The 22,173-nt window shown below is 71.2% G+C and carries 22 protein-coding genes; 10 read left to right on the top strand and 12 right to left on the bottom strand.

The genetic code is table 11. From position 1 onward, the window contains the following. Nucleotides 1–26: 26 nt before the first annotated feature. Both ACFYP0_RS09020 and ACFYP0_RS09015 read right to left on the bottom strand, forming a co-directional pair. Nucleotides 27–1,145: a hypothetical protein gene (locus tag ACFYP0_RS09020; RefSeq protein ID WP_355493842.1), complete on the bottom strand. Its 1,119-nt coding sequence runs from the start codon at nucleotides 1,143–1,145 to the stop codon at nucleotides 27–29. A 2-nt stretch (nucleotides 1,146–1,147) separates the two neighbouring features. After that, on the bottom strand, nucleotides 1,148–1,669 hold the full coding sequence (locus ACFYP0_RS09015; protein ID WP_355493843.1) for a SigE family RNA polymerase sigma factor: 522 nt from the start codon (nucleotides 1,667–1,669) through the stop codon (nucleotides 1,148–1,150). Nucleotides 1,670–1,835: 166 nt separating this feature from the next. On the opposite strand from ACFYP0_RS09015, the gene ACFYP0_RS09010 reads away from it, so the two are divergent. Then, the gene (locus ACFYP0_RS09010; RefSeq protein WP_112603739.1) at nucleotides 1,836–2,849 is read left to right on the top strand and encodes a potassium channel family protein; all 1,014 of its coding nucleotides are present in this window, start codon (nucleotides 1,836–1,838) and stop codon (nucleotides 2,847–2,849) included. A gap of 69 nt (nucleotides 2,850–2,918) precedes the next feature. Here ACFYP0_RS09010 and ACFYP0_RS09005 read toward each other — a convergent pair whose 3' ends face one another. Further along, the gene (locus ACFYP0_RS09005; protein ID WP_124854267.1) at nucleotides 2,919–3,398 is read right to left on the bottom strand and encodes a MarR family winged helix-turn-helix transcriptional regulator; all 480 of its coding nucleotides are present in this window, start codon (nucleotides 3,396–3,398) and stop codon (nucleotides 2,919–2,921) included. A gap of 82 nt (nucleotides 3,399–3,480) precedes the next feature. Between ACFYP0_RS09005 and ACFYP0_RS09000 the strand changes: the two genes are divergently transcribed. Together ACFYP0_RS09000 and ACFYP0_RS08995 are read left to right on the top strand one after the other, a co-directional pair. Beyond that, on the top strand, nucleotides 3,481–4,125 hold the full coding sequence (locus ACFYP0_RS09000) for an FMN-dependent NADH-azoreductase (RefSeq protein ID WP_355493844.1): 645 nt from the start codon (nucleotides 3,481–3,483) through the stop codon (nucleotides 4,123–4,125). Between the two features lie 498 nt (nucleotides 4,126–4,623). Then, nucleotides 4,624–6,345: a S1 family peptidase gene (locus ACFYP0_RS08995; protein WP_355493845.1), complete on the top strand. Its 1,722-nt coding sequence runs from the start codon at nucleotides 4,624–4,626 to the stop codon at nucleotides 6,343–6,345. Nucleotides 6,346–6,421: 76 nt separating this feature from the next. Here ACFYP0_RS08995 and ACFYP0_RS08990 read toward each other — a convergent pair whose 3' ends face one another. The 3 genes from ACFYP0_RS08990 to ACFYP0_RS08980 form a co-directional block, all read right to left on the bottom strand. Then, nucleotides 6,422–7,456, bottom strand: coding sequence for a 2-oxoacid:ferredoxin oxidoreductase subunit beta (locus ACFYP0_RS08990; protein ID WP_124854264.1), 1,035 nt, complete (start codon nucleotides 7,454–7,456; stop codon nucleotides 6,422–6,424). Then, on the bottom strand, nucleotides 7,449–9,296 hold the full coding sequence (locus ACFYP0_RS08985; protein WP_112581690.1) for a 2-oxoacid:acceptor oxidoreductase subunit alpha: 1,848 nt from the start codon (nucleotides 9,294–9,296) through the stop codon (nucleotides 7,449–7,451). Before ACFYP0_RS08985 ends, ACFYP0_RS08990 begins: the two co-directional genes overlap by 8 nt. Nucleotides 9,297–9,574: 278 nt before the next feature. After that, the gene (locus ACFYP0_RS08980; protein ID WP_355493846.1) at nucleotides 9,575–11,053 is read right to left on the bottom strand and encodes a hypothetical protein; all 1,479 of its coding nucleotides are present in this window, start codon (nucleotides 11,051–11,053) and stop codon (nucleotides 9,575–9,577) included. Nucleotides 11,054–11,181: 128 nt separating this feature from the next. Between ACFYP0_RS08980 and ndhC the strand changes: the two genes are divergently transcribed. Beyond that, complete coding sequence (ndhC, locus tag ACFYP0_RS08975; RefSeq protein WP_091394827.1) at nucleotides 11,182–11,559, top strand: NADH-quinone oxidoreductase subunit A; 378 nt, start codon at nucleotides 11,182–11,184, stop codon at nucleotides 11,557–11,559. A gap of 66 nt (nucleotides 11,560–11,625) precedes the next feature. On the opposite strand, the gene folP is transcribed toward ndhC, so the two are convergent. Beyond that, nucleotides 11,626–12,495, bottom strand: coding sequence for a dihydropteroate synthase (gene folP, locus ACFYP0_RS08970; protein WP_355493847.1), 870 nt, complete (start codon nucleotides 12,493–12,495; stop codon nucleotides 11,626–11,628). Nucleotides 12,496–12,651: 156 nt separating this feature from the next. Between folP and ACFYP0_RS08965 the strand changes: the two genes are divergently transcribed. After that, on the top strand, nucleotides 12,652–13,275 hold the full coding sequence (locus ACFYP0_RS08965) for a DivIVA domain-containing protein (protein ID WP_355493848.1): 624 nt from the start codon (nucleotides 12,652–12,654) through the stop codon (nucleotides 13,273–13,275). Continuing rightward, on the top strand, nucleotides 13,272–13,769 hold the full coding sequence (locus ACFYP0_RS08960; protein WP_124854261.1) for an SRPBCC family protein: 498 nt from the start codon (nucleotides 13,272–13,274) through the stop codon (nucleotides 13,767–13,769). The genes ACFYP0_RS08965 and ACFYP0_RS08960 overlap by 4 nt, the downstream gene beginning before the upstream one ends. On the opposite strand, the gene ACFYP0_RS08955 is transcribed toward ACFYP0_RS08960, so the two are convergent. After that, nucleotides 13,714–14,610: a sterol desaturase family protein gene (locus tag ACFYP0_RS08955; protein WP_355493849.1), complete on the bottom strand. Its 897-nt coding sequence runs from the start codon at nucleotides 14,608–14,610 to the stop codon at nucleotides 13,714–13,716. The genes ACFYP0_RS08960 and ACFYP0_RS08955 overlap by 56 nt on opposite strands. A gap of 135 nt (nucleotides 14,611–14,745) precedes the next feature. Here ACFYP0_RS08955 and ACFYP0_RS08950 point away from each other — a divergent pair, with 135 nt between their 5' ends. After that, the gene (locus ACFYP0_RS08950) at nucleotides 14,746–15,327 is read left to right on the top strand and encodes a DNA-3-methyladenine glycosylase I (RefSeq protein WP_124854259.1); all 582 of its coding nucleotides are present in this window, start codon (nucleotides 14,746–14,748) and stop codon (nucleotides 15,325–15,327) included. Nucleotides 15,328–15,340: 13 nt separating this feature from the next. After that, nucleotides 15,341–15,964, top strand: coding sequence for a hypothetical protein (locus ACFYP0_RS08945; protein WP_124854258.1), 624 nt, complete (start codon nucleotides 15,341–15,343; stop codon nucleotides 15,962–15,964). On the opposite strand, the gene ACFYP0_RS08940 is transcribed toward ACFYP0_RS08945, so the two are convergent. The 4 genes from ACFYP0_RS08940 to ACFYP0_RS08925 are packed head-to-tail and all read right to left on the bottom strand — an operon-like array spanning nucleotide 15,961 to nucleotide 20,186. Next, a complete protein-coding gene (locus ACFYP0_RS08940; RefSeq protein WP_124854257.1) occupies nucleotides 15,961–17,202 on the bottom strand; it encodes a DUF1501 domain-containing protein in 1,242 nt (413 codons plus the stop codon). The two genes, ACFYP0_RS08945 and ACFYP0_RS08940, sit on opposite strands and share 4 nt — an antisense overlap. A 14-nt stretch (nucleotides 17,203–17,216) precedes the next feature. Beyond that, the gene (locus tag ACFYP0_RS08935; RefSeq protein WP_355493850.1) at nucleotides 17,217–18,512 is read right to left on the bottom strand and encodes a DUF1800 domain-containing protein; all 1,296 of its coding nucleotides are present in this window, start codon (nucleotides 18,510–18,512) and stop codon (nucleotides 17,217–17,219) included. 59 nt (nucleotides 18,513–18,571) lie between these two features. After that, a complete protein-coding gene (locus tag ACFYP0_RS08930; RefSeq protein WP_091394802.1) occupies nucleotides 18,572–19,363 on the bottom strand; it encodes an enoyl-CoA hydratase-related protein in 792 nt (263 codons plus the stop codon). Between the two features lie 4 nt (nucleotides 19,364–19,367). Continuing rightward, the gene (locus tag ACFYP0_RS08925; RefSeq protein ID WP_386995156.1) at nucleotides 19,368–20,186 is read right to left on the bottom strand and encodes a PaaX family transcriptional regulator; all 819 of its coding nucleotides are present in this window, start codon (nucleotides 20,184–20,186) and stop codon (nucleotides 19,368–19,370) included. A 190-nt stretch (nucleotides 20,187–20,376) separates the two neighbouring features. Here ACFYP0_RS08925 and ACFYP0_RS08920 point away from each other — a divergent pair, with 190 nt between their 5' ends. Together ACFYP0_RS08920 and ACFYP0_RS08915 are read left to right on the top strand one after the other, a co-directional pair. Further along, on the top strand, nucleotides 20,377–20,544 hold the full coding sequence (locus ACFYP0_RS08920; protein ID WP_007455245.1) for a DUF3117 domain-containing protein: 168 nt from the start codon (nucleotides 20,377–20,379) through the stop codon (nucleotides 20,542–20,544). Nucleotides 20,545–20,690: 146 nt separating this feature from the next. Beyond that, nucleotides 20,691–22,166 (top strand): leucyl aminopeptidase family protein, encoded by a 1,476-nt coding sequence (locus ACFYP0_RS08915; protein ID WP_386995154.1) that lies wholly within the window; start codon nucleotides 20,691–20,693, stop codon nucleotides 22,164–22,166. Nucleotides 22,167–22,173 lie beyond the last annotated feature (7 nt).

Raw genomic sequence — 22,173 nt, 5'->3', positions numbered from 1 at the left:
GCTTCGACGGCGCGGGCCCAGGGCTCTCACCGGTGCAGGTGGGTGTGCCAGTTGGCCGGCTCGGCCACCAGCGTGACCCTCGGGAACAGCGCCCGGGTGCCACCGGTGGGGAGCAGGGCGCTGTCGTCGATCGTCACGTTCGCCCCGTTCACGTCGTAGACGGTCAGCGACTCGGAGCCGTTCTGCCCGCCGAACCGCGCCGCGTGCCCGCCGACAGTGGTGTTCGGGTCGACGTACTCGTTGTCGGCGGGATCGGTGATGTTCCGGTAGCGGGAGATGCTCACCGTCATCGTCCGGGCCCGCTGCTGGCCGGGATCGCCGGTGATCGACTTCGGTGACCAGGTGGTCGACGCGTACCAGACCTTCGGCTCGTCCAGCGACTCCTGCACGTCGACGGCGATCACCTGTAGTGCGGCCGGTACACCCGCCACCGTGGCCGGCATCGGGATCGGGTCGTCTGCGAACCGCAGCGCCCGGGCCACCCGCGTCGCGGTGCTCCGGACGTCGGCTCCGACGCCGACCACCCTGAGCTGTGCCCAGCCGTCCGGGGCGTACCGCCAGCGCAGGATCGCCTCCGGCTGCTCGGCTCCGCTGTACGAGGCGAAACTGCTGGCCCCGCCGTTCAACTGCGGGCCGGGTGTGGTCTCGCCGGGCCGGGCCGCTTCGCCGCTGTCCCGCTGCGGTGCCGAAGGTTGCACTCCCTTCGGATAGAGGGTGATCGCGACGCCCTTCCATTGGCCGCCGCCGGGCGCAGTGGACGCGCTGAGATAGACGCCGGAGCCGGAGAGCAACAGCCCGGCCTGGTATTGAAGATTGGGCAGCCCGTCCGGCAGCCAGCCGAACCGGACGTACACCCGCTCTGGGTCGACCGTGGTGAGCGCGTCCGGCAGGCCGGTCTGGCCACCGGCGGGCGCCGTGCCGAACGGGGCGGGGGCCGGCGGTCGGTCCGGGGTGAGCAGGTCGGGGACGGTGAGCCCGCCGACGGTCAGCGCCATCGCCAGCAGCGCGGCGCCGGCACCCTGGGCGAGGCGGTGTTGCCGCCGTGCCGTGCTCATCGCCCGTTCCACGTCCAGCACGACGGAGGGCCGCTCGGCCGACTCGATCTCGGTCAGCATCAGGTCGCCGATCTGGCGTTCGTCCAGCATCGTCACTCCTCTCGGTTCGCGGTCAGGGTGGGGGTGAGCAGGGTGCGCAGGGTGGCGAGGCCCTTGGCGGTCTGGCTCTTCACCGTCCCCGTCGAGCAGCCCATGGCCCGGGCGGTCTCCTCGACGCTGAGGTCCTGGAAGTACCGCAGCACCAGCACCGCGCGTTGGCGTGGCGGCACCTGCCGCAGCGCGCCCACCAGGGTGATCCGGTCGGTCGGGTCGGCAAAGGCCCTGGACACGTCGGGCAGCGCGGTGCCGAGGCGGACCCGCGCCCAGCGCAACCGCCGCTCGTCGATCAGTCGCCGCACCAACATGGTGCGGACCAGCGCGTCCAGGTGATCGGCCTGTCGGGCCCGCGCCCACGAGCGGTACAGCTCGGTGAGCACCCGTTGCAGGATGTCGTCGCCCCGGTCCCAGTCCCCGCACATCAGGTAGGCGGTGCGCCGCCACTGCACCATCCGGGACCGGACGTACTCGGTGTACTCGTCGTCGGCCTCGGCTCGCCGTCTGCCGCTCGTCGTCACGAGGGTCGCGCCCCCTCCGTCTGCCGGCCTGCACCGGTTCGTCGTTGTCGTCCCGTAGTCGGGTGCGGGCGCGCCGTCGGTTGTCCGCCGCAACCCGGGCGTGCGGTCGACGGTGTACCCGCTATGTTGTGGGCGTGCAGGCGACGGCGGGGGAGCAGGTTCGACGGTGATCCATTTTCCCGCACAGCGCCGGGGCCCACTGAGCGCGCTGAGCCTTCGGCTCGCCGCCGCCCTGGGCCTGGTCTTCGCCGTGGTCGCCGCGGTCTACCTGGGCCGGGACGGCTACCGCGATGTCAACGAGGACGGCCTGACCCTCCTCGACTGCTTCTACTACGCGGTCGTGTCGCTCTCGACCACCGGCTACGGAGACATCACCCCGGCCGCGCCGTCGGCCCGGCTGGTCAACGTCCTCTTCATCACCCCGGCCCGAGTGATCTTCCTTATCATCCTGGTCGGCACCACCCTGGAAGTTCTGACCGAGCAGTACCGGACCGGCCGTCGCCTGTCGCGGTGGAGGAGAGCCGTGAAGGACCACGTCATCATCTGCGGCTACGGCACCAAGGGGCGCAGCGCTGTCTCCGCCCTGATGGAGAACGGTCTGGACCGCTCGCGGATCGTGGTGGTGGAGCGCAGTGCCGCCGCCCTGCGGCAGGCCACCTCCGCTGGGCTGGTGGCGATCGAGGGCTCGGCGACCCGTTCGTCGGTGCTGAACGAGGCGCACGTCAAGAACGCGAAGGCCGTGATCATCGCGACCGACAGCGACGACGCGTCGGTGCTGGTCGCGCTGACGGTACGGCAGCTCACCGCTGGGCAGGTCCGCATCATCGCGGCGGCGCGGGAGGCGGAGAACGCCCCGCTGCTCAAGCAGAGTGGCGCGCACCATGTGATCGTCTCCTCGGCCACGGCGGGCCGTCTGCTCGGCCTGTCCACCTCGGCGCCGCCGCTGATCGACGTGGTGGAGGACCTGCTCACTCCCGGCCAGGGCATGGCGCTGGCGATGCGTTCCGCCGAGCGGGACGAGGTGGGTCGCTCGCCGCGCGAGCTGGAGTCGTTGGTGATCGCCCTGGTGCGGCGGGGCAAGGTGGTCACCCTGGCCGACCGGGCCGGCGCGGTGATCGAGACCGGCGACATGCTGGTGCACGTACGCGACGACCGACCCCAGTCGGCCACCACCGCCTGACCGTCCTACCGCTGCCGGTCGATGTGACCGCTGGCATGACGGCGCTGTCGCCGCTGGGGTGAGGCGGCGTCAGCAGGTGTCGTCGGCGACGCAGATGGCCTCGGTGCAGTTGACCGCCGTGCCGGTGGAGGCCCGGCTGAGCAGCTTGTAGAGCGTCTCCCGCTCGGCGGGATCCAGTGCTCCCAGCACCTCGTCCTCGGCGCTGGCCAGGGCGCATTCGGCCTCACTGAGGCGTTTTGCCCCGTCTTCGGTGAGTTCGACGACGTGTCGGCGGCGATCCTCGGGTGAGCGCCGACGCTCGATCAGCTGCTTCGCTTCCAGGTCGTTGAGCAGCCCGACGATGTTGGTGCTGTCCATTTCCAGGATGGTGGCGAGCGCCTGTTGCCCGGTGCCGCCGCCGGCGCGCAGCACGGTGAGCGCGACCAGATGCCGGGGGCGTAGCCCCAGCGGCGCCAGCACCGACTCCGACCGCAGTCGCATCCGCCGGGCCAGATGGTCCAGGAGTGCGCCCGAGCGGTGCTCGGAGGAGTCGAGCGGCTGCGCGGACATGTGACCCAGTCTACCGACTCAGCGGAACATCGGCCTGCTATAAATAGTTGGTGTTTCACAAATGATCCCTGAAGGAGGAATGATGCATCTGCTGCATATTGACTCGAGCATCCGCGGTGACTGGTCGGTCAGCCGGCGGCTCACCGCCCGCGCGGTCGACGCATGGCGTGCGGCCCACCCGGACGGCACCGTGGCCTACCGGGACCTGGGCACCGAGCCGCTGCCGCACCTGGACGCGGACGGCGGGCTGGCGCGAATGACCCCTGCGGATCAGCACACGCCGGCGCAGCGCGAGTCCTGGCAGCTCAGCGAGCGGCTCGTCGACGAGGTGAAGCAGGCCGACGTGGTGCTGCTCGGCCTGCCGCTCTACAACTTCGGCGCGCCCAGCAGCGTCAAGTCCTGGGTGGACCACCTGATCGTTCCCGGGCTGGCGTACGACCCGACGACGCAGGAGGGCCTGCTCGGCGGGCGCGAGTTCGTGGTGCTGGCCACCCGGGGCGGTGGCTACGGCGAGGGCACCCCTCGCTACGGCTGGGACCACGCCGAGCCGTGGCTCCCGCACGGCCTGTCGATGACCGGCATGCAGCCGCGCTTCATCAGCGCCGAGCTGACCCTGGCACCGTCGGTGCCGGCGATGGCCGAGCTGATCCCGCTGCACGAGGCGAGTCTCGCGGCGGCCGAGAAGGAAATCGACAACCTCTGGGTGCCAGCCGGCGCCGCCCGCTGACTGCTTTCCCTCGCCGTCAGGGGGTGGCCGATCCACAGCGGAACGGCCATCCCCCGGGGGCGGGACATCCAGTTTCTGAACACCAGGAGGCTTGACGCCGCGACCGTCCGGATGAGGCGCGGCTGCGCTGACCCCATCGCTTCATCGCGGTCCGGTTGCGGATCATGGAAAAACCTCGTTACAGGGCAGCTTCCCGATCGAACCCTTGCTACGGTGTCCCGGCTTAGAGCTGTCAATGGGTGTCGCTGCCGGGGCTTGCCGGTGCAGCGTCGTTGGCGCAGGCACGACGGGGAAATCTTCAATTTCGGGCGGATTCGCCCTGGTGTGGTTTGTCGTTCACCCGTCGCGTCCCACGCAGGTCATCCCGGGCAGTTCCGAGTGCCTCGTTAATCGAACGACGGGAAGCAATCAGTGGCTGAAGTGGCAACATCCGCAGGAGCCCGACGGCGGTGGTACGCCGGTGTCGTGGCGGGCCTCGCTCTCACGGGCGTGGCGGCCGTGGCACCCACGACCAGTGCTAGCGCCGCCCCAGCCGGCGGCGCGTACGACGTGGCGAGCAGCTCGCGACCGGACCGGTTGAACAAGCTGCCGAACCTGCACAAGGGGAAGCTCACGCTTCCCAAGCCGGGCGCCCAGGGCCGGACCTTCCAGTCCGGTACGGGTGCCTCTCCCAAGGTCTTCCAGGGGACCCTGGCGAGCGCCTCCGAGTTTCCGTACATCGTGGGCATCGTCACCACTTTCCAGGACGGCCCGGACTTCTACTGGTACTGGTGCACCGGCACCATCATCGCCCGTAACAAGGTGCTGACGGCCGCCCACTGCACCGCCGACGGGCCCGGCACCACTCGGGTCATCGCCGGCAACGACCGGTTGGTCGACAGCAACGGCCAGCTCGTCGGTGGCAGCGGATATGTCGCCGAGGTCGCGTCGACCTGGACCCACCCGGGCTGGAACATCGCCCAGCAGTACGACGACCCCAACGCGCCGATCCTCGACGACGTCTCGGTCCTCACGCTGAAGCAGAACCTGCCCAGCGCGTACACCGCGGTGTCGTTGAGCGCCCAGGGTGACCAGACTCCGTACGTGGCTGGTACGCAGGCCCAGATCGCGGGCTACGGCGTCACCACGTCCGACGAGCTGGAGCCGGACAGTCGGCTGCGCAAGGCGACCGTTCCGATGCGGTCCGATGCGGACTGCAACGTCCCCGGGCTCTACCTCGCCGACCGCATGATCTGCGCTGGCTCGGGCACCGACGCCACGCCGAGCAGCGACACCTGCGGGGGTGACTCGGGCGGTCCGCTGCTCGTCAAGGGGGTCCAGGTCGGCATCACCGACTGGGGCTTCCAGCCGTGTGGCTCGTCGCCCGGCTACTACGAGCGGTTGAGCTACTACAACAACTCCATCAAGGCGGACCTGACCCGTCCGCCGCTGGTCAACGCGGACTGGACCGGCGACGGTCACACCGACCTGCTCGCCCGCGACTCCGCCGGCAACCTGGGGATGTTCTACGGCAGTGGCTTCTCCAACGACGGGTACGGCGGCTTCTACGGGAGCCAGCAGATCGGCACGGGCTGGGGCATCTTCAGCCGGGTGTTCCGCGTCTACAACTGGAACGGCGACAAGAAGCCGTCCATCATGGCGATGAAGCCCAACGGTGAGCTGTTCCTCTACAACACCGATGGCAAGGGCAACTTCGTCGGCGGTGCCAAGAAGATCGGTACCGGGTGGCAGGGCTTCACCGCGCTCATGGTGACGAACAACTGGCTGGGCAACAACCGGCCGAGCCTGCTGGTGCGCAAGTCCAACGGCGACCTGGTCCGCTACACCAGCAATGGTGCGGGCGGCTGGGAGAACCCGTTCGGCACCAAGATCGGCACCGGCTGGAACGGCTTCAACCTGTTCCTCACCCCTGGGGCCTGGAAGGGCGACGGGCGTGAGGTGCTGATCGGTCGTACCTCGACCGGCGACCTGAAGATGTACCAGTCCGACAGCAAGGGCGGCTGGACCAACCCGTTCGGTACCAAGATCGGTGGCGGCTGGGGCGGCTTCAAGAACATCATGGTTCCGGGCGACTGGAGCGGCGACAACATGATGGACATGCTCGGCGTTGACGGCAGTGGCCGGCTGCGGCTCTACACGACCAACGGCTACGGCCAGTGGATCGACTCGAGCGGCGCGGTCATCGGCACCGGCTGGGGTGCCTTCAACCTGGTCTTCTGATCAGGCTGTTCACAGCAGTAACGGGAAGGGCCCGCAACCGAATGGTTGCGGGCCCTGTCCCTTTCAGTTCCGAGCGTCAGATGATCGTCCAGGTGTCGCCGCTGCCCAGCAGGCCGGCGAGCTGCTGCTCTGGGGTCTCGGTGACCTTCGCCTTGGCGGCCGCGAGCTGCGCCTGCACCACGCTGTCGTAGGACGGTCGGTCCACCGAGCGGAACACCCCGATCGGAGTGTTGCGCAGGTCCAGGCCGGGCAGCCGGGACAGCGCGAAGGCGTAAGCAGGGTCGGTCACCGTCGCGTCGTGCACGACGATCTCCTCCGGGCGGACGGAGTTGGTGTCCCGGACCTCCAGGCCGAAGCCGCCCGGCGGGTGCACCACGCAGAACTGCCCGTCGGCGCCGAAGGTGATCGGCTGCCCGTGCTCCAGGCGGATCAGGTAGTCGTCCCGGGTGGACGGGTCCTTGAGCTGGTCGAACGCCCCATCGTTGAAGATGTTGCAGTTCTGGTAGATCTCCACGAAGGCCGAGCCCTCGTGCTCCGCGGCGGCCCGAAGCACCGACTGGAGGTGCTTACGGTCGGAGTCGATGGTGCGGCCCACGAAGCTGGCCTCCGCCCCGAGGGCGAGCGAGAGCGGGTTGAACGGGGCGTCAGCCGAGCCGGCCGGTGTCGACTTGGTGATCTTGCCGACCTCGGACGTCGGAGAGTACTGGCCCTTGGTCAGACCGTAGATCCGGTTGTTGAACAGCAGGATCTTGAGGTTGACGTTGCGCCGCAGCGCGTGGATCAGGTGGTTGCCACCGATGGAGAGCGCGTCGCCGTCGCCGGTGACCACCCAGACCGACAGGTCCGGCCGGGACACCGACAGGCCGGTCGCGATCGCCGGGGCCCGACCGTGGATCGAGTGCATCCCGTACGTGTTCATGTAGTACGGGAAGCGGGACGAGCAGCCGATCCCGGAGACGAAGACGGTGCGCTCCCGGGGGATGTTCAGCTCCGGCATGAACTGCTGGATGGCTGCCAGGATCGCGTAGTCACCGCAGCCGGGGCACCAGCGCACCTCCTGGTCGGACTTGAAGTCCTTCGCGGTGAGCTTGACGGCGACGGGCTCAGACATTCTTCAGCACCTCTTCCAGCGTCGTCTCCAGCTCGGCGGCCGTGAACGGAAGGCCGCGGACCTGGTTGTAGCTGATCGCGTCGACCAGGTAGCGGGCCCGGATGACGTGGGCCAGCTGGCCCAGGTTCATCTCCGGGATGACCACCTTGTCGTACGAGCGGAGCACCTCACCGAGGTTGGCCGGCATCGGTGCCAGGTGCCGCAGGTGCGCCTGGGCGATGGAGAGGCCACGCTGGCGGACCCCGCGGCACGCCGCGCCGATCGGCCCGTACGTCGAGCCCCAGCCGAGGACCAGCACCCGGGCGTCGCCGTCCGGGTCCTCCACCTCGATGTCCGGCACCGGGATGGTCTCGATCCGGGCGGCCCGGGTGCGCACCATGAAGTCGTGGTTGGCGGGGTCGTAGGAGATGTCCCCGGTCTTGTCGGCCTTCTCCAGACCGCCGATCCGGTGCTCCAGGCCCGCGGTGCCGGGGATCGCCCACGGCCGGGCCAGGGTCTCCGGGTCACGCAGGTAGGGCAGGAAAGTCGTGCCGTCCTCGCCGTTGGGCTTGGTGGCGAACTCGACCCGCAGGTCGGGCAGCGACTCCACGTCCGGCAGCAGCCACGGCTCGGAGCCGTTGGCGACGTAGTTGTCGGACAGCAGGATCACCGGGGTGCGGTAGGTGAGCGCGATCCGGGCCGCCTCCAGCGCCGCGAAGAAGCAGTCCGACGGTGACCGGGGCGCGATCACCGCGACCGGCGCCTCACCGTGCCGACCGTAGAGCGCCATGTTGAGGTCGGCCTGCTCGGTCTTGGTCGGCATGCCGGTCGACGGGCCGGCGCGCTGCACGTCCACGATCACCAGCGGCAGCTCCAGCGCCACCGCGAGCGAGATCGTCTCGCTCTTGAGCGCCACGCCGGGGCCGCTGGTGGTGGTCACGCCGAGCGATCCGCCGTAGGAGGCGCCCAGGGCGGCGCCGACGGCGGCGATCTCGTCCTCGGCCTGGACGGTGAGAACGCCGAAGCGCTTGTGCTTGCTCAGCTCGTGCAGGATGTCCGACGCGGGCGTGATCGGGTACGCGCCGAGGAAGACCGGCAGCCCGGAGCGGACCCCGGCGGCGACCAACCCCAGCGAGAGCGCCGCGTTGCCGGTGATGTTGCGGTACGTACCCGGCTTCATCTTGGCCGGCTTGACCTCGTAGCGGACCGCGAAGTCCTCGGTGGTCTCGCCGAAGTTCCAGCCGGCCTTGAAGGCGGCGACGTTCGCGGCGACCAGCTCCGGACGGGCCGCGAACTTGCGCTCCAGGAAGCGCAGCGTCGACTCGTAGGGCCGGGAGTACATCCAGGAGAGCAGGCCGAGCGCGAACATGTTCTTCGACCGCTCGGCGTCCTTCTTGGACACCTGGTGGGCGGCGAGCGCGCCGACAGTCATCGAGGTCAGCGCCACCGGGTGCACGACGTAACCGGCCAGCGAGTCGTCGTCCAGCGGGCTGGTCTGGTAACCGACCTTGGCGAGGTTGCGCTTGGTGAACTCGTCGGTGTTGACGATGATGTCCGCGCCGCGCGGCAGATCGGCCAGGTTGGCCTTGAGCGCCGCCGGGTTCATCGCCACCAGCACGTTGGGCGCGTCGCCCGGCGTGAGGATGTCGTAGTCGGCGAAGTGCACCTGGAAGCTCGACACGCCGGGCAGGGTGCCGGCGGGAGCCCGGATCTCGGCGGGGAAGTTTGGCAGCGTGGAGATGTCGTTGCCGAGCTGCGCCGTCTCCGAGGTGAACCGGTCGCCGGTCAGCTGCATGCCGTCGCCGGAGTCACCGGCGAACCGGATGACCACCCGGTCGAGTTGACGGATCTGCTTGGTCACTGTGCCACCTTCGTTCGCGACTGCGGGGCTTGCCCGGCCACGGAACCTCCTCGACGCAACGCTTCGCCGCACCGCCCAGGCTGGTCCGGCCGCTGTCGTTCCTCACCTGAGAGCCTACGTCTAAGGGAGCCCTAACCATCCCTGGAGGTCCGCCGACTGGGACCAGACCGGACCGAGAAATGCCCAGCTTTGCGGTATTTCGCCCCGCCCGCCGTAATTCAGATCACCACCGGGCCACGCCGACGACCCCGGCGGCGGGTGCCGGGGTCGTCAGTCGATCAGTCCGCGGGGTTGGGTGCCGGCTCAGGCGGCGGGCCGCCGAGCCGGCGGCGCAGCGAGGTCGTGGCCAGCGTGAGAGCCAGCACCACCAGCAGCGTGGAAACCGCGATCAGGATCACCGCGGTGCGCTCCACCGAGGTCAACCCGCCGTCTCCGGTCGCGCCACCGGCCTGGAGTACGCCCTGCGAGCCGGTCGGCGCCGGCGGGGAGACCACCGGCGTGGCCAGGGCGGCCGCAGAGGTGATCCGGAAGCTCATCTGCACCCGACGGGTCGGGCCGCTACTTGGATCGAGTTGACCGATCACGGCACCGGACAACGGTGCTTCCCGCTGGGCCTGCGGTGTCGCCTCCACCGGCAGCCGCACCTCGGCGGTCGTGCCCGCCAGCACCAGGCCGGCGTCGCAGCGGGTACGCGTCGGGTCGACCGCCACGCAGCCGAGTGGTGGGGCCGGCACTGTCACCCCGGCCGGCAGGACGACTTCGACCCGGCCGGCGGCGTCCACCCTGCCGGTGTTGCCCAGCCGCAGGGTGAGGGTGCTGGGGCTTCCGCTGATGTCGAAGGCCACCTCGTCGGCGGCGAGCGTGATCCCGGGCACCGGCGGGCCGGGTGGGAAGAGCACCGCGAAGCCCTGGTCGTCGGTCGCTTCCCCGGGCACTCCCGGCGCGTCCGCGATGACCTGGACCGAGCCGCTGAGCGGCATCTGCTTCCACGCCGTGCCAGTGACCCGCAGGCGCAGCACGGTGCTGAAGCGGACGCCCGCTTCGGTGCTCCAGGCCCCGCAGCGGTACGCGCCGCCACCGACGGCCGCGCAGCCCTTCGTGCCGGCGTCGGTCAACCCGGCGGGCAGCGTGTACGAGAGTCGGACCCGCTGCGCAGTGGTACCGGTGTTGTGCACGGTGACCTGGAGGGTGGCCGCCGTGCTCGCCTTGTTCCAGTACGCCTCGGTGAGGTTGACGTCGCCGGTGGTGACCTGCACGCCCAGCGGGCTCTGCGGCGGTGGCGCCGAACCCGGCGCGGGCGGCTGGACCGACGGAGCCGGGGGTGTCGGCGGGGCCGGGGGCGCAGTCGGTGGCGACGGGGGAGCCGGGCTGGGCGGTCGGGTGGTGCCGCCCGGCGCGGGCGCGACGGTGGTCGGTGCCGGCGGGACCTCCGGGGCGGTGGTCACCGGCGCCGGCGGCGTCGTCTCCGGTGGTGGCGCGGTGGTCGCCGGTGCCGGATCGGTCGGCTCCGGTTCGCCGCCCGGGTCTTCGGTCGGGGTGGGCTCCTCCGCCGGTGTGGTCGGGGGCTCCTCGCCGCCCGGCTCGTTGACCGGCTCGGCCGTGGTCGCGACCGGGTCCGCGTCCGGTGCGGCCGCGCTGGCCCACGCCGGTCCCACGGCGAGCGCCGTGAGCAGGCCGAGCGCGAGCGCGGTCGCCAGCAGGGGCGTGGAACGTCGCCCCTCCGCCCGGTTACCGGGCGATGCCTTCACGCGGGCCATCTGTCCTCCGGTGACATGGGTGGGTGTCCAGTATTCGGTAACAGTTGCCCCGGGGCACTAGTCCCATGCGAAACAAATTCGTAACGTGTTTGGGACGACTCGTCCGGGCGGACGGTAGGCTGCCGACTGTGAACGGATACCTGGGCTCGTACGCGACGCTCGGGCTCCTGCTGCTCGCCAGCGTTCTCTTCTTCGTTACGGCGTTCTCGGCCAACCGGGTGTTACGCCCGGCGCGTCCGGCCGACCCGCCGGGCAAGCGGGCCAGCTACGAGTGCGGGCTCGACCCGGTCGGTGCCGACTGGGCGCAGATGCAGATCCGCTACTACGTGTACGCCTACCTGTACGTGCTGTTCGCGGTCGAGGCGGTGTTCCTCTTCCCCTGGGCGGTGGTCTTCGACCGGCCGGGCTTCGGACTGGTGACGGTGGTGGAGATGGCGGTGTTCGTGGCCGTGCTCGCGCTCGGCATCCTCTACGCCTGGCGTAGGAACATCCTCCGCTGGACCTGAGCGCCACAGCTCCGTCGATCGTGTCGGTCCGTCCGGCCGTTCGCGGTTGGTTACGGCGACGACCGGTCAGGCCAGCCCTCTTCGGGTCGCCATGGGCGGGCGGTCGCCTCGGATCGAGGCCACCATGTCCAGCACCCGGCGGGTCGGGCCGACCTGGTGGGCCCGGAAGACCCGGGCGCCCAACCAGGCCGAGACGGCCGTCGCGGCGAGCGTCCCCTCCAGCCGTTCGGCCACCGGCAGGCCCAACGTCTCACCGATGAAGTCCTTGTTGGAGAGGGCCACCAGCACCGGCCAGCCGGTCGCGGTCAGCTCGTCCAGTCGGCGGGTGACCTCCAGCGAGTGCCGGGTGTTCTTGCCGAAGTCGTGCGCCGGGTCGATGAGGATGCCGTCGGGGCGTACCCCTGCCGCCACCGCGCGCTCGGCGAGCCCGGTCACCGTCGCGACCACGTCGGCGACCACGTCCGTGAAGGCGGACCGGTGCGGCCTGGTCCGCGGCGTCAGCCCGCCGGCGTGCGAACAGACCAGGCCGGCGCCGGTCTGCGCAGCCACCCGGACCAACGCCGGGTCGACGCCCGACCAGGTGTCGTTGAGGAGGTCGGCCCCGGCCGCCACGGCCTCGATCGCCACCTCGGCCCGCCAGGTGTCGATGGAGATCACCACCTCCGGAAAGGCGGCTCGGACGGCGGCGATGGTGTCCACCGTGCGCCGGATCTCCTCGGCGACGTCCACGTCCGCGCCGGGGCCGGCCTTGACGCCGCCGATGTCGATGATGGCCGCGCCCTCGTCCACCGCCCGCTCCACGGCGCGCAGAGCGCTGTCGGCGGCGTAGGTGGCCCCGCGATCGAAGAACGAGTCCGGCGTGCGGTTGATGATCGCCATCACCACCAGCTCGCCGGGGGCGAACGTGTGCCCACCCAGCCGAAGCGCCCCGGCCATGCCCGCCTCCTGGAAGTTCACGCCGTCGCCGCCGCGTCGGCCGGTCCCGACGCTAGTCGGTCGCCCGTCCACGATTCCGGGCGGGCGTCGGCACCGATCGTGATCGAGGCGGGTGGCGGGGTCGCTCCCGGCCGGCTGCCGTGCCACGATCAGTACATGGGTCAGCTTCTGCTCCTCCTGGTCGTGGCGTTGACCGTCGCGGCGGTGATATTCGGCGTGACGGTGCTGGTCAGCGGGCGCGATCCCGGCCTGGTGCCGGCCGAGCCGGATTCGCAGGCCGTGGCGTTGCCGGGCACCCGCCCGTTGCGCGAATCCGACGTGGGGGCGGTCCGTTTCGACACCGGGTTGCGCGGGTACCGGATGGACCAGGTCGATCAGGCGATGCGCCGTGCCGCCTACGACATCGGTTACAAGTCCGAGCTGATCGGCGTACTGGAGTCGGAGGTCATCGCCTTGCGTGAGGGGCGCACCGACGATGCGGACGTGCTGCGGCAGGCCCGCGAGCAGTCCGCCAGCAAGGTGACCACCACGGACGCGGATGCGGCAGACGAGCCGGGCAAGGCGGCCGAGCCGGGCAACGATGCGCCGCTGACCGGCGAGGCGGGCTCGGCCCCGGTCGGCTCGACGACTCCCGGCCCGGCGCCCGCCGCCAGCTCGTCCCCGGCGGATTCCGACGGGGTGGCACCCGCCGCCGCGCCCGCCGACGACGAGTCGGCCGATCGTGAGCAGACCGCCGGCACCGAGCAACGCGACGCGGTGGTTCGGTCGGAGTCGGCGTGACCGAGCCGGAGGGCGCTGACGATCTTCGCGAGGCGGCCCGACCCGGTGCCGGTGAGGTGACCGCCACGGTGATCGTCGAGGCCCCGGCGGAGCGGGTTTTCGCCGCGCTGCTCGCCTGGGAACGTCAGTCCGACTGGATCCCCTTCACCCGCGTCCGGGTTGTCGAGGGCGACGGGCGCGAGGGCAGCCGGATCGAGGCGGTGACCGCGCTCGGCCGGGCGGCGCTGCGCGACGAGATGCGGGTGGTCCGGGTCGACGAGCCGTACGAGATCGGCGTCGTGCACCACGGCCAGCTGCTGCGCGGCCCGGGGGTGCTGCGCTGCACCCAGCTGGACCGGGACCGCACCCAGGTCGTCTGGCACGAGTGGTTCCACCTGCCGGGCGGTCGGGCCGGTCGACTGGCGTGGCCGGTGCTCTGGCCCGGCTCCAAGCTCGGCCTCACCCAGGCGCTGAAGAGGTTTGCCCGTCTGGTCGAGCAGGGCCGGCTGCCCTGACCGGGGAGGCCGGTGCCGGCTGCCAGCCCGGTGCGCGGAAGAGATGCCCGACCCGGTGCCGCCAGGTCACCGCGGCGCGCAGGTCCCGGGCGATCGAGGCGTACTCGTGGAAGGCCACCCGGACCGGGTTGTAGCTGTCGACGTTCTTGGTCAGGCCGTACACGCAGCGTTCCCGTTCCGGCGCGAACGACTTGAAGAGCCGGTCCCAGACGATCAGGATGCCGCCGAAGTTGCGGTCCAGGTAGCTGCCCTGCGACGCGTGGTGCACGCGGTGGTGCGACGGGGTGTTGAACACCGCCTCGTACCAGCGCGGCATGCGGTCGATGCGTTCGGTGTGGATCCAGAACTGGTATAGCAGGTTGACCGAGCCGCAGAACGCGACCACCGCCGGGTGTACGCCGATGAGGATCAGCGGGATGTAGAAGACCCAACTGGTCAGCCCGGTCCACGGCTGGCGCAGCGCCGTGGAGAGGTTGAACCGCTGCGACGAGTGGTGCACCACGTGCGAGGCCCAGAGGATCCGGATCACGTGATGACCGCGATGGGACCAGTAGTAGAAGAAGTCCTGCGCGAGCAGGATCAGCGGCCAGGTCCACCAGACCTCGGCCACCCGCAGCGGGGTGAGCGCGTAGAGCAGCGCGTACGCGGCGGCGATCGGCACCTTCCAGAGCAGGTCGGTGAAGATGCTGCCCAGGCCCATCGCCATGCTGGTCACGGTGTCGGCGCCGCCGTAGCCGACCTCGTCGTCGTCTCGGTGCAGCAGGTAGGAGACCCGCTCCAACACGATGAGCAGCACGAAGGCCGGGATCGACCAGGCGATGACGTCCGGGAACTCCTTCACCGCGGCCTCCGCTCGCCGTCACCGGTCGGGGCGCACCGTCGGGTGACCTCGACCTACCGGTCGGTAACAAGCACCATAGGCAGCCGGGCGGCCGGTGGCAATGGGGTGTCGGTGCGATGCCCTAGCGTGTACCAGGTGACTGACCTGGTGATCGGCGCGGATGGGCTGGCTCGCTGCGCCTGGGGGTCCAGCACCCCCGACTACGCCGTCTACCACGACACCGAGTGGGGGCGGCCGCTGCGCGGCGACGACGCGCTCTACGAGCGGATGACGCTGGAGGCGTTCCAGTCCGGGCTGTCCTGGCTGACCATCCTGCGCAAGCGTCCGGCGTTCCGACTGGCCTTCGACGAGTTCCACATCCCGACCGTCGCCCGTTACGACGACTCCGACGTGACCCGGCTGCTCGCCGACGCCGGCATCGTCCGCAACCGGGCCAAGATCGAGGCGGCGATCGCCAACGCACGCGCCGCACTGGAACTGCCCGAGGGCCTGTCCGCGCTGCTCTGGTCCTTCGCGCCGGAGCCCCGGCCAACCCGTCCCGCCTCGTTCGCCGAGCTGGCGCCGATCACCCCGGAGTCGACGGCGATGGCCAAGGCGCTCAAGAAGCGCGGCTTCCGGTTCGTCGGCCCGACCACCGCGTACGCGCTGATGCAGGCCACCGGGATGGTCGACGATCACATCGTCGGCTGTCACGTCACCCTTCCAGCGGCGGCGTGATGAGATGGCAGGCATGACGACCGAGACCGCGCACCGGGCCGGTGCGGCCGGCAACGCCGACGGGGTGGGCACCTGGGCGGTGCTGCTGCCCGCCGAACGGTATGAGGCCGAGCGGCTCGTGCACCATGACACGCTGGAGCTCACCGGGCTCACCGACGTCGCCCGGCCAGGGCTGGGCGACCAGGTCGCCGTGCTGGTCGACGCGCCGCCACGGCTGGTGGCCCTCGGCCGGGTCACCGCGCCGGGTCGACGCCACCGCGAAGACCCGGACGACCCGCAGTCCCCGATCGAGCCGGGCACGCTCGTCGTCGCGTACACCCGTCGGGCCTTCGACGAGCCGGTGCCGGCCGACCTGCTGACGCTCGACGGGCCGGTCACCGCGGTGGAGCCGGCGGCCTTCCGGGCGCTGGTCGACCAGCTCGGCCCGCCCCCGGCGCGACGCACCTGGCTGGTCAGCCTCGACCTGCCGATCGAGGCCGGCACGCCGGCCGAGGCGGTTCGGCTGTTCTGGTCCTACGTGCAGGAGCTGGGCCCGCGTGAGCTGCCCGCCTTCGTCTCGCCGTCCGGCGACGAGCTGGCCATGCAGGCGTTCGTGCTGGGCGAGCAGGCCAACCAGGACCCGGAAGAGGACGACTAGAAAAGCTTGTCCACTCGTCCCCGCCAGTCGGCGAGGACCGGGCCCGGGTCGGTGTCCAGCACCCGCTCCAGCAGCGTGGCGTAGACGTCCCGGAAGTCGGTGGTGTATTTCAGGTCGCCGTCGTCGAGGTCGGTGAGGCTCGGTGGTGAGCCGTGCCAGCCGCCCCGGACGCCCGCGCCGAGCAGCAGCACGTCCGAGGCGGTGCCGTGATCGGTGCCGTCGGAGGCGTTGGCCCGTACCCGACGACCGAACTCGGAGTAGACCGCCACCACCACCTTCCGGCCCGCCTCGGTGCGACTCATCCGGTCGGCGAAGCCGGTCAACGCCCGGTCCAGCTGACCCAGCAGCACGGCCTGCAACTGCTTCTCGTCGGCGTGCGTGTCGAAGCCTCCCAGCGACACCGAGAAGACCCGGGTGGACACTCCCGCCTCGACGCACTGCGCGACCAGGTCGAGCTGCGCGTCCAGTGGGGTGCGTGCCCCGCCGGTGGCCGTCGCGGAGGCCTGCTCGCCGTCCGGGTCCGCCGTGTCCGGGTCGGCGGAGTCGCGTACCTGGCGGATCATCTCGTCCACCGACCGCAGGTCGGCGAAGCAGGCGGCGGCCCGACCTCGGGCCGCCGACTCGCCCGCCTCGACGGCGGCGAACGCGGTCAGTGTCGCCGCGGGCAGCCCCTTCGCGGCCTTGCGGTCGGTCACCGGCACGGCCGCACCGGCGCTCTCCGCCCCGGCCAGCAGCGGCGGCAGCGCCGGCTCGAAGGAGACCGCCAGCCGGGGGTCGCCACCGGCGCGGTCCAGCCACCGCCCGAGCCAGCCGGTGTTGCCGGGCCGGTCCGGTTGCGCGGTGTGCCAGATGTCCATCGAACGGAAGTGGCTGCGGTCCGGTTTCGGGTAGCCGACTCCGCGCACGATCGCCAACCCACCGCCGGACCAGCGCTGGTGCAGGCCGGCCAGCGCCGGGTTGAGGCCGAAGTCGTCGTCCAACCGCCGCACCTCCCCGTCCGGGTACGCCAGCTCCGGGCGAGCCGCCCGGTAGGCCGGGTCGCCGTACGGAATGACCGTGTTGAGACCGTCATTGCCGCCGTAGAGGGTCACCAGCACCAGCGTGCGGGACTGCGGGTCCCGGTCCCCGCTGGTGTCCAGCAGGTCCCGCAGGCTGTACGCGCCGGCCCCGGCGGCCAACGCGCCCGCGCCGACCACCCCGCTGGTCAGTAGGAACCTGCGTCGGGTCAGGGTGTCCATGTCGACTCCTCCGCTCAGCTGACTGTGTATTCGGGGCTGACCAGGCCGGCGGCCAGCAGTTTGCGGGGCTCACCGGCCAGCGGGGCGAGAGCGGCGCGGGTGCGCGCTCCCCAGCCGTCGACCACCAGCAGTCGGGCCAGCGCGTCCGGTCGGCCGGCCGTGGGCGCGGCGGTCAGCCGGGCCAGCACCGCTGGTGCCGTGGCGGCGGCGAGCACGCCGGCCGTCCGCAGCCGGGCCTGCAACGACGAGGTGGTCAGCCAGGCGGACCCGGCCGGCCAACCGCCCACGCTCGGTGGGCGCAACGGCACCTGGTCGAGCGCGTTCAGACCGGCCAGCAGTTGTCTGCGTTGCTGCTCGGGCAGCGCGGACGGTCGGATACCGAGCTGCCGCAGCGCACCGACCAACCACTCCACCGGCTGCTTCACCAGCGTGCCCCGGGTCTGCGCGAAGGCCGGTGCGGAGAAGATCGCGCGCAGTGTCGCAATGGTGTCCGCGCCGGCCAGGCCGTCTGGCGCCGGGGTCTCGGTGCCGGCGTAGCGGAACCAGAGCCGACCGGCCACGAAGGTCGCCGCCGCCGGTTGGGCCGCCAGAAGGCCGGCGTACGCCTCGGCGTCGAACCGGCCGCTCTGCCCGAGGATGCTCTTCTCGCCGGGGTCGTGCCGCTTGGTCTCGAAGCGGACCACCCCGGTACGCCGGTCGACCACCCAGCCGGTCAGGGCCCGCGCGCCGGCCTTCACGTCGGCCTCGGTGTAGGCGCCGATGCCGAGGGTGAACAGCTCCATCAGCTCGCGGGCCAGGTTCTCGTTCGGCGCCTTGCGGGTGTTCTTCTGCCCGTCCAGCCAGACGATCAGGGCGGGGTCGCGCACCATCGCGGCGACCAGCGGGCCCAGCGGCCCACGACCGTGCCGGCGCAGCGTCTCCAACTGGCCCACCATCAGCCTCGCCGACTTGACCTTCTGCGCGCTGGTGGCCCAGTGCCCGTGCCAGAAGAAGAGCAACTTCTCGGTCAGCCCGTCCTCGGCGGCCACCATCCGGTCCAGCCACCACTCGGTGACCTGCTGGAGTTGCTTGCGGCGCTCCGCGTTGGCCTGCTGCCGCTGCTCGCGGGTGGAGTCCTTCAGCCCGGCGTACGGGTCCGGGGGCAGCGTCGGAACCGGCGTGGCCGCCGCACCCTGGTCCGTCGCGGGCGGGGTGAGCAGCCGGTCCAGGGTCGCCGCCGGCCCGGCCCGCTCGGCCGCGTCCACCTCTTCGGCGGTCGGCCCGAAGGTGGCCCGGCGCAGCAGGTGCGCCACCGATTCACGATCGCTCATACCGGCCGACGCTAGGCGTCCCGTGTTCGAGGACGGTAAGGGCGGCGTCCGGATCGCGTTCAGCGTCCCTCGAAGACCGGTTTCTGCTTGCCGACGAAGGCGAGGGTGGCCGCCCGGTGGTCGGCGGTGGCGCCGCAGATCGACTGGGCCTGCGCCTCGGCGGCGAGGGCGTCGGCGAGGGTGCCGGCGTCGGCGATGGAGAGCTGGCGCTTGATCGCCCCGTACGCGACGGTCGGGCCGGCGGCGAGGCGGGCGGCCAACTCCTGGGCGACGGGCAACACCTGCTCGTCGTCGTCCGTCAACCGGTTGAGCAGGCCCAATCGGCAGGCCTCCTCGGCGCGGACCGGCTCGGCCAGCAGCAGCAGCTCCACCGCCTTGGCGTGCCCGACCAGTCGGGGCAACGTCCAGGAGGCGCCGGTGTCGGCGGCGAGACCGACCTTGGCGAAGGCCATCAGGAAACTGGTGGTCGGACCGCCGATGCGGATGTCGGCCAGGAACGCCAGCGACGCGCCCGCCCCGGCGGCCATCCCGCGGACCGCGGCGATCACCGGCTTGGGCAGGTTGGCGAGCCGGGCGGCGATCGGGTTGTAGTGCGCCCGCACGGTGCCCAGCGGGTCACTGGCGGAGTTTTCCAGGGTGGCCACGTGCTCGCGCAGGTCCTGACCGGCGCTGAACGACCCGCCGGCCCCGGCCAGGACGACCGCGCGGCACGACCGGTCGGTCTCCAGCTCGGCGAGGGCGTCCCGCAGCGCCTCCTTGAGCGCCACGTCGAGCGCGTTCATCGCGTTCGGCCGGTTCAGCGTGAGGGTGACGACGGCATCGGTCCGGTCGACCAGCAGCGGCTCGGTCACGTGTCTAACGACCCTTCTGTCGGACGATGCGGTTGCCGGCGTCGAGGCACTGTTCGACGTACCGGTCGGCGGCCGGACGCAGGCGGGCCGCGTGCCGGTCGAAGAAACTGGCCGCGGCGGTGCCGGGCCACCGCTCGGGCAGCAGCGCCGGGGGCAGCTGCGGATCCTGGAAGAGGAACGTACGCCACGCGTGCACGAGGCGGAACCGCGTCGCGTACGCCTCCTCGTCGCTGCTGCGCACGGTGACCGCGGCGAGCAGCGGGCGCTGGTCCGCGACGAACCGCTCGTAGGCGCGGCCGATCTCGGCCAGGTTCCAGGCGCGTCGGACCACGCCCATCGCACCGGGGGTGCCGGAGAAGTGCGAGGCGGTGAACCGTTCGAACCGGATGCCGGTCTCGGCGAGGAGCAGGTCGACGTCCTCGGCGGGGCGGGTGGCTACCCACGTCTGCTCGTCGAGCGTCCCGTAGCCGAGGAAGCTCAGGTTGGCGGCGAGCCGCTGGCGGTCCCGCCGGGAGCCCGGGGCCTCCAACACCAGCAGATCGAACCGGCCGTCCCAGGTGACCCGACCGGTCCGGTAGATCCGGGCCGCTGCCTCGTCGAGTCGGCGGGCAGCTTTCGGTGTGATCGAATATCCCGGTCCGGAGACCAACCGGAGGGGCTCGAGCCAGCCTTGACGCACCATCCGGGAGACGGCGGTGCGAACTGCCGGCGGTGCGATTCCCAGCGGCGCCAGCAGCTTGACCAGGGCAGCAACCGGTGCACGGCCACCCTTCGGACGGAGGTGGTCGCCGTACAGGTCGAAGAGTGCCGACCGTGCCTGCATGACCGCACATTGTGACAGGCCTTCTCAAGATAAGCTAGATGCTGTTACATCAATGCTGCTCCGGTTTGGGTCCGGCGGTGTTCATCAGGGAAAATCGTTGGTCGACACCCCCGTGACCCTTGCGGGTGGTCGTGACGAAGTGGCTGTGGGGCAACCCACCGACCCTGGTGTAGGTCTGAGGGGAGACAACATGGCGGCGATGAAGCCGCGGACGGGCGACGGTCCGCTGGAAGTCACCAAGGAGGGGCGGGGCATCGTCATGCGGGTCCCGCTGGAGGGCGGTGGCCGGCTCGTCGTCGAGATGACTCCCGACGAGGCCAACGCGCTCGGTGACGCACTGAAGGCAGCGGCCGGCTGAGTAAGGAGTGCTCCGGGCGGCTCACGCCGCCCGGAACGTTCTTTGGACCCTGAGCCACCGGAATCGCCGGTGGCTCAGGGTCTTCAACGCTGCGGTCAGGTGGGTTTCCGCCGGTCCGCGACACTTTCCTGGAGGTACGGTTCCGCGTGCTCGCCATCCGTCTGATCGCCGAGCCTGACCGGCTCGACGTCCTCGTCCTGCCCGTCCGCTCCGCCGATTCGACGGCGGAAGGTGACACCTCGGCCGAGCCCGTGTCGACCGCCGTGGCGGGCCCGGACGGCACGGCCGACGAGGCGGCCGCGCTGGCGTCAGCGGCCCGGCTGACGGGCCGAGCCGGCGAGATCCACACCCAGTTGCGCCCCGGGCGTACTCCCGGCCGGCTGCTGCTGCTCGGCATCGGTGACGGCGGCGAGGCGGCTTGGCGGGCGGCCGGCGCGGCCCTGGCCCGCTCAGCTTCAGCTGAGACGCATATCACCATCGCGCTGCCGGCCGAGGTGACCCCGGCCGCGGTTCGCGGGTTGACCGAGGGGCTGCTGCTCGCCCCGTACCGGTTCCGCCTCACCGAGGCCGGCGACCGACCGGCGCTCACCGGCGTCGACCTGCTGCTCGACGACCCGACCGGGTACGAGGACACCGTCGCCACGGCCCGGACCACGGCCGCGATGACCCATCTCGCACGGGACCTGACCAACACTCCCTCGTCGGTGAAGACCCCGCAGTGGTTCGCCGACCAGGTGGCCTCCGCCGCAGCCGACCTTCCGGACCTGCGGCTGCGGGTCCGTGGCCCGGCCGAGCTGACCGCCGAGGGCTTCGGCGGGATCCTCGCCGTGGGCGGTGGCTCCGCCAGCGGACCTCGGCTGCTCGAACTGGACTGGCACCCCGCCGACGCGCGCACCCACGTGGTGCTGATCGGCAAGGGCATCACCTTCGACACCGGTGGCATCTCGATCAAGCCGGTGGCGTCGATGAAGTTGATGCGCAAGGACATGGCCGGCGCGGCCGCGGTCGTCGCCGCCACCCTCGGTGCCGCCGCGCTGCGGCTGCCGGTCCGGATCACCACGTTGACCCCGCTGGCTGAGAACATGGTCAGCGGCTCGGCGTTCCGCCCCGGCGACGTGATCCGGCACTACGGCGGCACGACCAGCGAGACGACCAACTCCGACGCCGAGGGTCGGCTGGTCCTCGCCGACGCGCTGGCGTACGCGGTGCAGCAGCTCAAGCCGGACCTGCTGCTCGACCTGGCCACGCTCACCGGCGCGAACTCGGTGGCGCTGGGCAAGCGCACCGCCGCCCTGTACAGCGAGAACGACGAGTTGGCCGCCAGCGTGCTGGCCGCGGCCGAGGCGGCCGGCGAGTCGGCGTGGCGGATGCCGCTGCACACCGACTACGTCGAGTACCTCGGCAGCGAGATCGCCGACCTCTACAGCGCACCCACGCAGGGTGCCGGCTCGGTGCTGGCCGCGCTCTACCTGCGCGAGTTCACCGGCGAACTACGAGACCGCTGGCTGCACCTGGACATGTCCGCCCCGTCCTGGGCCGACGGCGACCAGGCCGAGGTCAGTCGTGGCGCCACCGGTTGGGGCGTCCGGTCGTTGCTGCGCTGGCTCGCCGACGTCAACTAGGGCGTGG

The organism is Micromonospora arida, from assembly GCF_042873195.1.
In the GTDB taxonomy this organism is placed as follows: Bacteria; Actinomycetota; Actinomycetes; order Mycobacteriales; family Micromonosporaceae; genus Micromonospora; species Micromonospora arida.
The sequence above is the reverse complement of the archived record's forward strand: the minus strand, read 5'-3'. Positions and strand labels throughout refer to the sequence as shown.

What these genes read in the sequence shown, in the direction of transcription:
- ACFYP0_RS09020 (WP_355493842.1), bottom strand. Translation starts at nt 1,145, where the DNA reads ATGCTGGACGAACGCCAGATCGGCGACCTGATGCTGACCGAGATCGAG.
- ACFYP0_RS09005 (WP_124854267.1), bottom strand. Translation starts at nt 3,398, where the DNA reads ATGTCCGCGCAGCCGCTCGACTCCTCCGAGCACCGCTCGGGCGCACTC.
- ACFYP0_RS09000 (WP_355493844.1), top strand. Translation starts at nt 3,481, where the DNA reads ATGCATCTGCTGCATATTGACTCGAGCATCCGCGGTGACTGGTCGGTC.
- ACFYP0_RS08990 (WP_124854264.1), bottom strand. Translation starts at nt 7,456, where the DNA reads ATGTCTGAGCCCGTCGCCGTCAAGCTCACCGCGAAGGACTTCAAGTCC.
- ACFYP0_RS08980 (WP_355493846.1), bottom strand. Translation starts at nt 11,053, where the DNA reads ATGGCCCGCGTGAAGGCATCGCCCGGTAACCGGGCGGAGGGGCGACGT.
- folP (WP_355493847.1), bottom strand. Translation starts at nt 12,495, where the DNA reads ATGGCCGGGGCGCTTCGGCTGGGTGGGCACACGTTCGCCCCCGGCGAG.
- ACFYP0_RS08965 (WP_355493848.1), top strand. Translation starts at nt 12,652, where the DNA reads ATGGGTCAGCTTCTGCTCCTCCTGGTCGTGGCGTTGACCGTCGCGGCG.
- ACFYP0_RS08945 (WP_124854258.1), top strand. Translation starts at nt 15,341, where the DNA reads ATGACGACCGAGACCGCGCACCGGGCCGGTGCGGCCGGCAACGCCGAC.
- ACFYP0_RS08940 (WP_124854257.1), bottom strand. Translation starts at nt 17,202, where the DNA reads ATGGACACCCTGACCCGACGCAGGTTCCTACTGACCAGCGGGGTGGTC.
- ACFYP0_RS08935 (WP_355493850.1), bottom strand. Translation starts at nt 18,512, where the DNA reads ATGAGCGATCGTGAATCGGTGGCGCACCTGCTGCGCCGGGCCACCTTC.
- ACFYP0_RS08925 (WP_386995156.1), bottom strand. Translation starts at nt 20,186, where the DNA reads ATGCAGGCACGGTCGGCACTCTTCGACCTGTACGGCGACCACCTCCGT.
- ACFYP0_RS08920 (WP_007455245.1), top strand. Translation starts at nt 20,377, where the DNA reads ATGGCGGCGATGAAGCCGCGGACGGGCGACGGTCCGCTGGAAGTCACC.